Origin of the sequence: Arcticibacter eurypsychrophilus, from assembly GCF_001730525.1 — a bacterium.
Classification (GTDB): domain Bacteria; phylum Bacteroidota; class Bacteroidia; order Sphingobacteriales; family Sphingobacteriaceae; genus Arcticibacter; species Arcticibacter eurypsychrophilus.
Window position 1 is genome coordinate 117,942 of record NZ_MDFN01000007.1, and the last position, 12,930, is coordinate 130,871.

Annotated in this window: 11 protein-coding genes and 1 tRNA gene; 10 read left to right on the plus strand and 2 right to left on the minus strand. The window is 38.3% G+C overall.

From position 1 onward, the window contains the following. From BFL47_RS05615 to BFL47_RS05630, 5 genes are all read left to right on the plus strand, one after another. Nucleotides 1-2,838, plus strand: coding sequence for a SusC/RagA family TonB-linked outer membrane protein (locus BFL47_RS05615; RefSeq protein WP_245681316.1), 2,838 nt, complete (start codon nucleotides 1-3; stop codon nucleotides 2,836-2,838). Nucleotides 2,839-2,851: 13 nt separating this feature from the next. Further along, nucleotides 2,852-4,372, plus strand: coding sequence for a RagB/SusD family nutrient uptake outer membrane protein (locus BFL47_RS05620; protein ID WP_069658852.1), 1,521 nt, complete (start codon nucleotides 2,852-2,854; stop codon nucleotides 4,370-4,372). An 11-nt stretch (nucleotides 4,373-4,383) separates the two neighbouring features. Then, nucleotides 4,384-5,805, plus strand: a complete 1,422-nt coding sequence (locus BFL47_RS05625; protein ID WP_069658823.1) for an arylsulfatase — start codon at nucleotides 4,384-4,386, stop codon at nucleotides 5,803-5,805. Between the two features lie 231 nt (nucleotides 5,806-6,036). After that, nucleotides 6,037-6,107, plus strand: a tRNA-Cys gene (locus BFL47_RS19735). A 29-nt stretch (nucleotides 6,108-6,136) separates the two neighbouring features. Next, nucleotides 6,137-7,327, plus strand: coding sequence for a formylglycine-generating enzyme family protein (locus tag BFL47_RS05630; protein WP_069658824.1), 1,191 nt, complete (start codon nucleotides 6,137-6,139; stop codon nucleotides 7,325-7,327). A 39-nt stretch (nucleotides 7,328-7,366) separates the two neighbouring features. On the opposite strand, the gene BFL47_RS05635 is transcribed toward BFL47_RS05630, so the two are convergent. Together BFL47_RS05635 and BFL47_RS05640 are read right to left on the minus strand one after the other, a co-directional pair. Then, complete coding sequence (locus BFL47_RS05635) at nucleotides 7,367-8,233, minus strand: ice-binding family protein (RefSeq protein ID WP_069658825.1); 867 nt, start codon at nucleotides 8,231-8,233, stop codon at nucleotides 7,367-7,369. Nucleotides 8,234-8,442: 209 nt separating this feature from the next. Continuing rightward, entirely contained in the window at nucleotides 8,443-8,736 is a 294-nt protein-coding gene (locus tag BFL47_RS05640) for a sensor histidine kinase (protein WP_317042927.1), read from the minus strand. Nucleotides 8,737-9,181: 445 nt separating this feature from the next. On the opposite strand from BFL47_RS05640, the gene BFL47_RS05645 reads away from it, so the two are divergent. From BFL47_RS05645 to BFL47_RS05665, 5 genes are all read left to right on the plus strand, one after another. Next, a complete protein-coding gene (locus BFL47_RS05645; RefSeq protein ID WP_069658827.1) occupies nucleotides 9,182-9,931 on the plus strand; it encodes an SDR family oxidoreductase in 750 nt (249 codons plus the stop codon). Nucleotides 9,932-9,963: 32 nt separating this feature from the next. Then, nucleotides 9,964-10,881, plus strand: a complete 918-nt coding sequence (locus BFL47_RS05650) for a helix-turn-helix domain-containing protein (RefSeq protein ID WP_069658828.1) — start codon at nucleotides 9,964-9,966, stop codon at nucleotides 10,879-10,881. 319 nt (nucleotides 10,882-11,200) lie between these two features. Beyond that, a complete protein-coding gene (locus BFL47_RS05655) occupies nucleotides 11,201-11,998 on the plus strand; it encodes a PAS domain-containing sensor histidine kinase (RefSeq protein ID WP_069658829.1) in 798 nt (265 codons plus the stop codon). Further along, on the plus strand, nucleotides 11,956-12,282 hold the full coding sequence (locus BFL47_RS20465; RefSeq protein WP_069658830.1) for a sensor histidine kinase: 327 nt from the start codon (nucleotides 11,956-11,958) through the stop codon (nucleotides 12,280-12,282). The genes BFL47_RS05655 and BFL47_RS20465 overlap by 43 nt, the downstream gene beginning before the upstream one ends. A 192-nt stretch (nucleotides 12,283-12,474) precedes the next feature. Continuing rightward, nucleotides 12,475-12,891 carry a Fur family transcriptional regulator gene (locus tag BFL47_RS05665; RefSeq protein ID WP_069658831.1) on the plus strand — a complete coding sequence of 139 codons (417 nt, stop codon included), beginning with the start codon at nucleotides 12,475-12,477 and terminating at the stop codon, nucleotides 12,889-12,891. Nucleotides 12,892-12,930: the final 39 nt, after the last annotated feature.

Sequence of the window (12,930 nt, forward strand, 5' to 3'; positions counted from 1 at the left end):
ATAAGTTATTTAGGTTACAAAACTTTAGAGTTTGTAGCTAATGGAAGTCCCGTTACAATACAACTTCAGGAAGCGGTTAATGAAATGGATCAAGTGATTGTGGTCGGTTACGGCACGCAGAAAAAAGTTAATCTGACAGGTTCAATAGCAAGTCTGGATCAAAAGGTACTTGCCAATCGTCCGATTACTAACTCCACCCAGGCCTTACAAAACCTTCCTGGAGTATTCACTAATCAAACCAAGGGGAGGCCAGGTGCAGATGCAGCAACCATTCGTATTCGTGGTGTTAGCACGCTGAATAATAGTAATCCATTAGTATTGGTTGATGGAATAGAATTCCCCTTGGGGGATGTAAATCCAAATGATATAGAAAGTATATCCGTTTTGAAAGATGCAGCATCCAGTTCTATTTATGGAAATCGTGCCGCTAATGGCGTAATACTGGTAAAAACAAAAACAGGAAAACGGGGGGCTTTTCGCCTGGATTACAATTTTTACACCGGTAATCAACGCGCAACGCAATTTCCCGATGTGGTTACTAATTCCGTAGAATATATGGAAGGTAAAAATAGAGCACTGGCTAATGAAGGCAAACCGCCTGAAAGCTCACAAGCTTTAATTGATGAGTATAAAGCAGGTACTGATCCCTTCATTTACCCTAACACAAACTGGTTTGATGAGATGTTTCAAACCGCTCCATTACAAGAACATAATCTACGTCTTTCTGGCGGATCAGAAAAAACAGCATTCTCTGTTTCGCTTGGTTATCTCAATCAGGATGGGATCATGATCCAAACCAGCGGAAAACGATATTCCTTAAATACAAACGTCAGTTCCGACATTACAAAAAATCTTAAGATTGGAGCCAGTGTAGTGGGTAACTTCTGGACCAATCGAGAAAGCGCTTATACGGCAGATGAAGGTAATGGCGAAGGCGGATTGATGGGTTTAATTTACCGTGGGCTACCGATGCAAACTCCTTATGCACAAGATGGAAACTATGCCGATCAATGGATCAGGGTTCCTGGTCATAATTTCTTTCGTAACCCGGTTGCACTCTCCAATGAAGGGTTTAGGAAGAATAACCAGTACAGAAGTTTAGCTAATTTATTCGCCGAAGTTCTGCTTCCTTTTAATATCAGATACAAGACAACCATAGCGGCTAATCTTTTATACGGCATTGAAAAATTCTCTTACCCTCAAATCTATCTCACCAATACCAAGACAGGAGTTGTGAGCCCGATTGGTAATACACCCCTGAGAGGATTAAGGCAAACGAGTCAGAATAATATCAATCTAACCAATTACCATACCGTTAATTGGGATCATAAGTTGGACAAACATACTTTAGGACTTCTTGGAGGATTTAGTATAGAGTCCTTTAATGATGGAAATTTTTCTGCCTATAACCAGGGATATTTAGGAAATGAACTGACGGAGTTAAATGCAGGCAGTACATCTCCCCAAGTTTCAGGAACTTCAGCTCAAACCAAATTGATCTCTTATTTTGGTCGTCTGAATTACAATTTTTCGGAGAAGTACCTATTTGAAGCCAATGCCCGATACGATGGTACTTCACGGTTTGCAAAAGGAAATCGCTGGGGTTTCTTTCCTTCCTTTTCAGCAGGGTGGCGTCTAAGTGAAGAAGATTTTCTTAAAGATAGCAGGTCACTGAGCAATCTTAAAATTCGCGCCTCGTATGGTAAGTTAGGTAACCAGTCAATAGCCTTAGGTAATCAGTCAGTTGCCCTGTTTAGTTATGTAGATGCCATTTCACTGGGTCAGAATTACAGTTTCAACGGAAACATAGTAAGTGGAGCCGCAATCACACAGGTAAGTGATCCGAATATTACCTGGGAGACCACAACGATGTCGGATATAGGTCTGGATGCAAGCTTTTTTAATAGCAGTCTTTCTTTTGAACTGGATTGGTTTGACAAAAAAACTTCTAATATTTTAAGGCAGATTAGCATCCCTGCACAGGTTGGAAACTTAGGAGGGCCAATTCAGAATATAGGTTCGGTATCTAATAAAGGAATTGAAATATCTCTGGGGTATAAGAATATGATCAATCAATTCAGGTATAATATAGACGCAAACATAACCTACCTTGAGAACAAGGTAATTGACGTGAGAGGTCAGAAGTACTACAGTGGAAACACTATTGTTCAAGAAGGCTCTGCAATTGATTCCTTCTTCGGGTTGCAGGCTGTAGGTATATTCCAAACTGCCGAAGAAGTTCAAAATCATCCTTTTCAAAATATAGGAACTGTGCCTGGTGACTTAAAATACAGGGATATTGATGGGAATAATATCATTGATAATAATGACAGAGTCGTTATTGGAAACAGCATTCCTAAATATACCTATGGGTTTTCCTTAGGAGCAGGCTATAAAAACTTTGATTTCAGTGCTATATTTCAGGGTTTATATGATGTTGATACGTACTTAACAGGAAATCTTGCTCAGCCGTATAAGAACGGAGCGGGTGTTACGCAGGATTGGTTAGCAGAATCGTGGACACCTGAAAATCTAAATGCAAGTCTGCCACGGCTTACCACCTCAAATGGGTATCCACAAAACTTTCAAACATCAAGTTTCTGGGTGCGCGATGCTTCTTATTTACGATTAAAAAACATTCAGCTGGGCTATTCTTTTCCAAAGAAACTGCTGGCGAAGACGGGAATAAGCCAGCTTAAGGTGTTCGTAAATGCGCAGAACTATTTGACCTTTACCGATTTTAAATTTAGTGACCCGGAAAGAAATCTTACCCGGGGAGATCTCATTGAATACCCGAATGCAAAAAGCATTACAGCCGGTGTAAATGTTTCATTTTAACAGAAAAATCCAAATGAAAAAATATAGTTTAATACTACTCATTCTATTCTCCCTAACGGCCTGCAAGGATTCTTTCCTAGATGTTACGCCAACTGACCGTTTTACTCAGAGTACGTTTTGGAACACAAAGGAACAGGGGGAAGCAGCTTTAAATGCTACCTATGCTGTTTTAATCAATACAAATTCGAACTATTCTGCCCGCAATGCAGTTTACCTGGATGCGTTAACTCCTAATACCTATCAATACAATGCGGATGAAAACGTAATTTCAAGGGGGCTTCATAATGCCGCAACCGGTACATTTAATACAGTTTGGAATGCCAGCTATTTGGGTATTGGAAGAGCGAATAATTTCCTGGCCAACATTGATAAAGTGACCATGGACGAAGCGCTAAAAAACCGATATAAAGCAGAAGCTAAATTTCTCCGTGCATTATATTATTTCCCATTATGGAATCTGTACGGAGGTGCACCTCTTATCACTGAAGCCACAAACTATGAAAAACAAGCATCTCTACCCAGAAATACAGCAGAAGAAGTACTGGCACAAATTCTGAAGGATCTGGATGACGCAGCTTTAAATGATGTTCTGCCTTCCAGTTATACCGGAGCAGATAAGGGACGGGTTACACGAGGAGCGGTACAAGCCTTCAAAGCGCGCATATTACTTTATGCAGGGCGATGGGAAGAGGCAGCGGCAGCAGCAAAAAAGGTGATTGACTCCAAAGTGTATAGTCTTTTTCCCGACTATAGAGGGTTATTTTACCTTGAAAACGAAGGGAACTCAGAAGTGATTTTTGATGTACAATATAAATTCCCTGAATTTGCCCACTCACTGGATGTAAGTTTAGACCAGCAACTCGGTACTGCACCGCTTCCAACTCTCGTAAATGATTATTACGCAACAGATGGAAAGCCAATTTTAAGTTCCGCTATTTATAATCCCGCCAAACCTTATGACAACCGGGATTCTCGTCTTCAAGCTACAGTAATCTTACCAGGAACAACATTTAAAGGTGCTGTAGTAACGGATATACAATATCCAAGTACAGGCTATGGTCAGAAGAAGTATACCATTTTCAAGGATAACGAAAAGCCAACCATCGTTCCAACTAGTGGCACTTCAGAACTGAATTATATCTTGCTTCGTTATGCAGATGTGTTATTAATGTATGCAGAAGCCATAAACGAAGCATCAGGTGTAAACAGTGCACTATCAGCAGCAGCCGCTATTAATTTAGTGCGCGCCAGGGTTAAAATGCCTGATTTGGCAATCGGTTTGACAAAGGAGCAATTGCGTGAAGAAATAAGACATGAGCGTAGGATTGAATTGGCAGGAGAGGGATTTTATTATTACGATATTCTCCGCTGGAAAATTGCCGAACAAGTTTTAAACACGGACGTGTATAACAGCAAAGGAGCAAGAATTGATAATCGCAGTTTTAATGCAAGTCGTGATTATTTATGGCCTATTCCTTCAATTGCCATACAAAATAATCCGGCTTTAACTCAAAATCCTAATTACGGTAAATAAATTTAGATCACATGAAAAAGTATTTTTATTCATTAATCCTCTCTGGTTTATTATTTCCATGGAAAGTGTTTGCTCAAACCAATAAGCAAAAGCAGCCAAATATTATCTTTATTCTGGCAGATGACCTTGGATATGGTAACTTAACTAGTTACAATAAAAATTCACCCATTCCAACCCCCAATATTGACCGTTTAGCTAAAGAGGGAACTAAGTTCACCCGGTTTTATTCAGGCAATACCGTTTGTGCTCCTTCAAGATGCGCATTAATGACGGGCTTGAATATGGGCCATGCATGGGTACGAGGGAACAGTAAAGGCAAAGACGGTACAGGTGCTTTAAGGCCTCAGGACACCACAATAGCCCAACGCCTTCAGAAGAATGGTTATGTCACAGGCATGTTCGGGAAATGGGGATTAGGTGATGAAGAAACTTTAGGTGCACCACACCTGAAAGGATTTAATGAATTTTATGGATATCTTGATCAGGCTCATGCTCATGATTATTATACCACACGATTATATGAGATCAGGAATAATAAAACACAAAAGGTTCCGGTAGATAGTGCCGACTATACACAGGATTTAATTCTGAATAAGGCCTTAGGGTTTTTAAAATCGCATAAAAATGAGCCTTTCTTTCTGTACCTGCCTTTCACGCTGCCACATGCAGAACTAAGGGTACCCGATGCCCTTTTAAAGAAGTTTCAAAATGCCGATGGAAGCAGTAAGTTGAGTCCTGAAACGCCATTTCTGAAAAAAGGCAATTATGATAGTCAGGCACAACCACATGCTGCCTTCGCGGCTATGGTATCAAAACTAGACGCTGACGTTGGTCGTGTCCTTGAATTAGTAAAGCAACTGGGCTTAGATGACAATACCTACATTTTCTTTACAAGTGATAATGGTCCGCACAAAGAAGGAGGGGGTGATCCTGAATTCTTTGATAGTAATGGCCCTTTACGAGGTATAAAAAGAGATCTTTATGAAGGAGGAATCCGGGTCCCTTTGCTGGTTAGGGCACCTGGTAAAGTTCCCGCCGGTAATGTAAGTAATATACCATGGGCCTTTTGGGATATTCTTCCCACTGTAGGGCAGCTCACTTCTACTCCCAATCCTTCCGGAATTGATGGTATCTCATTTACTTCCGCATTGGCAGGAAAAGAGCAGGCTAAACAGCATGAATACCTATACTGGCAATTTAATGAAGGCGGCTTGAAGGAAGCATTGACTCAGGGAGACTGGAAGCTGGTGCGTTTTAAAAGTCAGGGTAAACCCGAAGTCCTTGAATTATATAATCTAAAGGATGATATTGGAGAAAAAATTGATCTGGCAGAAAGGAATCCAGGTGAATTGAAAACCCTCAAGGCCCTACTTCTAAAAGCTAAAACACCATCTGAAAACAAAACCTTTGATTGGTCAGATCAGGAGTTATAACAAAAACAGCTCTTTTAAAAAAGGAAAATAACTAGGATAAGTGTTCGTTAACATGCGTTATATGAAGTTAAACAAATTATCATTTATATTCGTATTAACGGTTTATTTTAAGGTATTGTCTCAAAGTCATAAAGAAAAACCAAACTTAGTAACTGAAATTAACACACTTAACCTTGATCAATTAGCCTCTATTGGGGTGTAAAAACAAACAAAGTAAAATAGTAATGGTAAAGTCGCGTGTCCGAGAGGTTAGGAATGGGTCTGCAAAACCTGGTACGGTAGTTCGAATCTACCCGCGACGTCTTTATAAAACAATACATCTCTAAAGAATATGAGTGCAAAAAACATCCGGTTAAGCTTTATTTTTGTGGCCATCTTTAGTGTGCTGGTCTCATCTTGCAAGCAAAAAACCATTCAGACGACAAAGACTCAAAACACCTTTACACCCGTATTAAAGAAAACGACCATTTGTTGTGAGTCAAATATCCCTTCCCGCTTCGCAGTTGCAAAATCTTCAGAAGTCATTGCACCAACACAAAAGCAGGATCATAAAAACATGGTTTTTGTTCAAGGCGGCGATTTTATGATGGGTGGCGATAATAAACAAGCATCTCCAGATGAATATCCCAAACATAAAGTAACCGTAAATGGATATTGGATAGATGTATCAGAAGTTACAAATGACCAATTCAAAAAGTTTGTAGATGCAACGGGTTATATCACCACAGCAGAGAAAAAGCCAGACTGGAACGAAATAAAGAAACAAGTTCCACCAGGTACACCCAAACCAGATGATAGTTTGTTAACAGCATCATCGCTGGTATTTAAACCGTCAAAAGAAGCAGTTCCTTTAACAGATTATTCGCAGTGGTGGGTTTGGGAAAAAGGCGCTGACTGGAAACACCCTCATGGACCTAAAAGCAATATTAAGGGAAAAGAAAATTATCCGGTGGTCCACATATCCTACTTTGATGCACTTGCCTATTGTAAGTGGAGTGGTAAACGTTTACCCACAGAAGCAGAGTGGGAATGGGCAGCACGCGGAGGTTTAAAGAATAATATTTATCCCTGGGGCAATGAGCCTGTTGCATTAGGTAAAGCAAAAGCGAATAGCTGGCAAGGAAAGTTTCCTTATAAAAATACCTTACAAGATAAATTCTATTATTCATCCCCTGTAAAATCTTTTCCGGCTAATGGATACGGTCTTTACGACATGGCAGGAAATGTATGGGAGTGGTGTGCCGATTATTATGATGGCCGTTATTATTCAACCTTAACACAAGGTGTGAAAAATCCGCATGGACCCAAAGCATCTTATGATCCGGATGAACCATACGCTATAAAACGTGTAGTCAGAGGCGGATCATTTTTGTGTAATGACAGTTATTGTTCCGGTTATCGCGTTGCACGGCGAATGAAAACTACGGAAGACAGCGGTATGGAGCATTTAGGATTCCGATGTGTACAAGATAACGTAGTTGCAGCAAATGGTAATTGCAATAAACAAAAAAGGTTGCCCTAATTAGGCAACCTTTAAATAAATCAATAATTAATGTATATATTATGGTTTAACCGCGTTTGCAATCATAGTAACTGCTGTTTGAGCAAATAATTTGCCTTTAACAGTAGCACCTGTGTTTAGTGAAATTAATGTTTTACTCAAGATCACACCGCTGAAAGCAGAGTAAGTTCCTAAAGTAGCTTGTCCGGATACCACCCAGAAAACGTTTTTAGCTAGTGCACCACCCGCCAAAGTGATTTTGGCACTGTTGTTTATAATGAGGTCTTGTGCAATTTGGAAAACCCACACATCATTCGGACCACCAGTAAGTGTAACACCAGCATTAGTAACTAAAACGTTAGTGCTGAATTTGTAAATACCCGCTTTGATAGTGCGTCCACTCAGGTTTCCAGCATAAAGTTCTACTACTGGAGAAGGATCTACTATACCATTTGCTGTAGTGAAAGCAGTCTCCATGTCACCAATAGCTGTAGTCATTTTTGAAGGTGTAGGAGCAGCATAATTTGGACCATAAACTTTTCCAGTTACAATGGGAGTGTGTGATGATTGATTATCAGTCGACATAATTAAACCAAAACCAGTTATTGCGGTTGAGCCTATTGGACTAGTACCTATATCACCAAGAACGGAAGTAACACCTGTAGTAGTAATGCCAGTTTCTGTTAAAATGGTAAAGTCGTTCGCTGTTCTAAGGTTAATTGGCGCCAAAGCTACAGTAGATATTAATGTACTTGTCAAAGCTGAAGCTGATGTAGTACTTTTAATGTTAAGGTCTTCCCCTACGGAATCTGTTTTTTTACATCCCGCTGTAAAAATGACTGTCATTATGGCTAAGGATCCGATAAGATGGCATAATGTAAAACTACGTGTTTGACTACCGGATGTAGTGGTGCTTTTCGTGTACATGATCAATTTTTTTTGTTAATGTATTTTAGTTATTTAGACATGATTCCAGGCCCCACAAATATCAGTTGCATGAGGTTAAGTAGCTGACGAGATAAATCAAGCTATTAAGTGACAGATGTCATATTAAAACTAAAACAATTTAGCTGATATCAAAGATTCATAAACTTTTGCGTACCAATTGATTATTACATTATATAGTTTAAGCTATATTAAACAAAAGCGGGTAATGTAACCAAAAACTTAGTTCCCCTGTCTACAATACTTTCTACTTTAATTTTTCCACCATGAGCTTCAACAATCTGCTTTGAAATATACAAGCCTAAGCCTAGTCCACACAGGTTTATTGAAGTATTTATTCTTTCATAGCGATTAAATATTTTGTCCAAGTCCTTTTCCAGAATAACAGGTCTATTATCCTTGAAAGTCATTACAGCTGTTTTATTTTCAGTAAAACAACAATTAAAATTAACATCTATCTTGTATAGAAGCTGGAACTTTATCAATCAATCAATCAATCAATCAATCAATCAAAACGGAAAGCAGGTTTACCACTATATTCAAAATAACTTTTCGTCCTTTTTTACCTTTTCCACAGAAGACTTTAATTGCCCTCCTTGGATCACCCGACAAGGCTATTAATTGCTCCACCTTGGTGATTGCCTCTTCCTTTCTGCCTGCTTTATACAATAGTGCAGCATAAGATACAAATAGTATTTTTATTTTTAGTTTATTGATTTTTAGTGCGTTGCATGTCTACTAGTGCTTTAAGTATGCTTCAAGCTGATAAACACCCACTCTTTTATTATATTTCAATCAATGAAGAATCAGACTGACTTAACATCTTGTGCCATATTATTTCAGCCGTTTTATAGGCTACAACTTCGACGGTTTTGGCTAATCTAAGGCGTAAAAGATTAATGACCTTTGTGTTGTAAGAATAAGCATACAATGGAAAATAGCAAAAATCGTATCAAAGGAAAAGTAATTGCAATTACAGGAGCAAGCAGTGGGATAGGTGAAGCAACAGCAATGATGTTGGCCGAGCTTGGGGCAAAAGTTGTTTTAGGTGCGAGAAGATTGGATCGTTTAAAAGATCTTGATAGTCGAATTAAGGCAATAGGAGGTGATTCCACTTATCTGATAACAGATGTTAAAAATCATGTGGACGTAGATAATTTGGTTAAACTGGCTTGCCAGTACTATGGCCGGTTAGATGTAATCATCAACAACGCAGGAATTAGCCATCTTTCCCGAATCGATGAGTTGCAGGTAGAGGATTGGGAGGAGATGATTGATGTAAACTTAAAAGGGGTTTTATATGGAATTGCAGCTGGATTGTCGGTTTTTAAAACTCAGGGATCTGGACACATTATAAATATTATATCGACATCGGGTATCAAGATCGTGCCTTTACAGGGGGTATATGCAGGTACAAAGAATGCGGTACGTACTATTTCTGAGGCATTGCGCCAGGAATCACAGGGCCGGTATAAAGTTACCGGCATTTCCCCTGGCTTTGTGCAAACTGAATTGGTGGATAATATCAAAGACCCGGATGTAAAAGCAGTTTACAAAATGAAATCGACTGAAATTGCTATCTCTCCGAATGATATCGCAGCAGGGGTTGTTTATGCCCTTAGTCAGCCTGAAAGGGTTGATGTAGGCGAGATTGTGATCCGTCCAACCTTCCAGGATTAACCTCCAATATTTTGCTATATTTATTTTAAATCATGAAAGGTCCTAAAAAGCAAACTCTGGTATTTAAGAGTATTTCGGAATTGATGCATGTCTTGCATCAGCCCAAACCTCAGCATCCCCTGATTGCGCTGATCCGGTATGATAAGGAAAAGATCAATCTCGAGCATGCAGGAAAAAATTTCCTGATCGACTTTTATAAGATCTCATTTAAAAAGGATTTTAAGGGGCAGGTAAAGTATGGCCAGGGATATTACGATTTTGAAGAAGGTGGCCTTGCATTTTTAGGACCTAATCAACTGGTTACCATGTCAGGCGAGGAAAAAAGTTATGAAGGGTTTACCGTTTATTTTCATGCTGATTTGATTCGGAATTATCAATTGGGTAGAAATATCGAGCACTATGGCTTCTTTTCTTATGCCGTGAACGAAGCGTTATTCCTTTCAGAAAAAGAGAAAATATTAATATTGGATCTATTTAAAAGCATTTTCAATGAATTGAATAATAATATTGATTCTTTTAGTCAAGATGTATTGGTTTCCCAGATAGAACTCATTCTGATTTATAGTAATCGCTTTTATAATCGCCAGTTTAATACCCGTAAGACAGTTTATACTGATTTGATAGTCCGAATGAATGCTTATTTGGACGAGCGTTTTAATCCGGAAAGATCATCCTCAATCGGCCTGCCAACTGTTCAGGAAGTATCGGATCATCTTCATGTTTCACCCCGGTATTTAACAGATTTACTCAAGTCGCTAACAGGTCAGAGTACACAGCAACATATTCATAATAAGTTAATTGAAAAAGCTAAAGATAAACTGAGTATAAGTCAGCTCTCTATTGCTGAGATTGCTTATCAGCTAGGCTTTGAACATCCGCAATCCTTTAATAAGCTTTTCAAGCGATTTACTGAAGTATCTCCAACTGCATATCGCCAATCATTTAACTAAGTGCTGTTGATTCAATTGCAACCTTCCGATCTAAAATAATAGGTTTATATGCTTTAAAAGATACGTATTCAGTCTTGCCAACGTAAATTTAGTACAACTAATAAAACAATACTAATAACTTTCTGTATAAATAAAAGTTAAAGGTAATGGCAGTGAAGATTACTAATAGCTAAATCAAAAATAATTTTATATTGCCTTTCAACGAGTAATTATCTAATGTAAAGTACGTTACTTTATTACAAAGCCTAATGATGAAAAGAAAATAAAACGTTTAAAGCAAAACGTAAGCCTTCTTAAATTAGGAAAATTTCCCTCAAAGATGATGCAAAAAAAAGATCATTTGGATCTGCAAAACAAGAACAGTCACCTTCGCTTTAAAACAATTTTTGAGCAAACGTCGCTTGGAAATAAGTTCATTAATTCCGATTTGAAAATAATTAAAGTAAATAAAGCTTTAATACGATTGTTAGGTTACAGTGAAAAGGAGTTGGTTGGAACACGGATCACTGATATTGTACTACCAGAGTTTGTTGAAAACTGGAAGAAGTTACAGCGTGAACTTTGGTTAAATAAAAAGCCCTCATTTAGCATAGACACCTGTATTATTAAGAAAGATAGAAGCATTGTATGGTGTCATATTACATCTATCTTGCTGACAGATCGAGGAGAGACGCTTGGCTATACGATTCTGGAAGATATTTCGGAACGAAAAGCGTTGGAGAATGAGCTGAAAGATGTAGCTAACCGGGAATTGTTATTTCAGCGGCAGCTCTTAGAAGCTACTATTAATACGCAGGAAAAAGAACGGTCACGTATTGCTTCTGACTTGCACAATGGTTTAGGACAATTGTTGTATGGTATTAAGTTCAGCTTGGATCAGGTCAAGTTTGAAAATTCAGAACAACAGATGGAAAGTGTTTTGGCCATCAAGAGAGCTAAAGAACTAATCTCCGTATGTATCAATGATACCAGGCGTATCTCCCATGATCTTATGCCCACCATATTGGATGATTTTGGACTTAAGCAAGCTATTCAAGATATTTGCCAAAACATTGATGAAACAATAAATATTAATTGTCGGGATTACATAGTAGACTTCCAATATATGTCGAAATAGCTATTTATCGTATTATACAGGAACTAACTACCAATATAATTAAACACGCTAATGCTACCAAAGCCTCCTTAAGGGTAAGTATTAACAGAAGGGAAATAAGAGTACGATTAGAAGATAATGGCAGAGGGTTTGATGTATCAAAGTCTAATGATGGAAGCATTGGCATAAGATCAATAAAAAGTATGCTTTATCTTTTAAATGGCAAATTCGAAATTTCCTCCAAACCTAAACCTGATACTGGAACTGTAATTGATATTCAACTTTCACGTAAGTTTGCTAATTAGTGTAAGAAAGGAAATTTTTGCTGATATATTTTACTTATTTTTTCGCAAAGATTTCTTGAGTACCTCCAGGCAAAGATTAACTTATCAATATGATTATGAAATAATGAGGAAGAGATGCGATCCTTGTTAAGGATTGGGCATTGTTAATAAAATCAAAAAGAACAAATTCAAGCAGATCTCATTTGTATAGATATGAAACAGGAAGTAGAAATTATGCTTAAATCAAAAGAAATTAATCCAACAGTCAACCGGATGTTAGTGCTGGATTACTTGCTTGAATTAAAATCTTCTATAAGTTTAACTGATTTAGAATTATCCCTGGAAAGTTTTGACAGGGTAACCCTTTACCGTACGCTTAAAACGTTTGAAGAGCGTGGACTGGTGCACAAGATAGAAGATGGGATGGGGATTACTAAATTCGCAATTTGTCAGGATAGTTGCGAAGCGGGTATGCATCACGACTTGCATGTTCACTTTTATTGCCATAGCTGCAAGCAGACTTTTTGTTTGCCTAAAACGCAGATACCAGAAGTGAAGCTTCCTGAAAACTATCAGCGTCAGGAAATGGAGTTAATAGTGAAAGGCATTTGTTCGGTATGCGTCAAATAAACATTGCAATACAGTTGCATGCCGTTTGTATGCAACTTT

Coding starts and splice junctions, on each gene's coding strand:
- BFL47_RS05665 (WP_069658831.1), top strand. CDS start 12,475: ATGAAACAGGAAGTAGAAATTATGCTTAAATCAAAAGAAATTAATCCA.
- BFL47_RS05625 (WP_069658823.1), top strand. CDS start 4,384: ATGAAAAAGTATTTTTATTCATTAATCCTCTCTGGTTTATTATTTCCA.
- BFL47_RS05655 (WP_069658829.1), top strand. CDS start 11,201: ATGATGCAAAAAAAAGATCATTTGGATCTGCAAAACAAGAACAGTCAC.
- BFL47_RS05635 (WP_069658825.1), bottom strand. CDS start 8,233: ATGTACACGAAAAGCACCACTACATCCGGTAGTCAAACACGTAGTTTT.
- BFL47_RS05650 (WP_069658828.1), top strand. CDS start 9,964: ATGAAAGGTCCTAAAAAGCAAACTCTGGTATTTAAGAGTATTTCGGAA.
- BFL47_RS05645 (WP_069658827.1), top strand. CDS start 9,182: ATGGAAAATAGCAAAAATCGTATCAAAGGAAAAGTAATTGCAATTACA.
- BFL47_RS05630 (WP_069658824.1), top strand. CDS start 6,137: ATGAGTGCAAAAAACATCCGGTTAAGCTTTATTTTTGTGGCCATCTTT.
- BFL47_RS05620 (WP_069658852.1), top strand. CDS start 2,852: ATGAAAAAATATAGTTTAATACTACTCATTCTATTCTCCCTAACGGCC.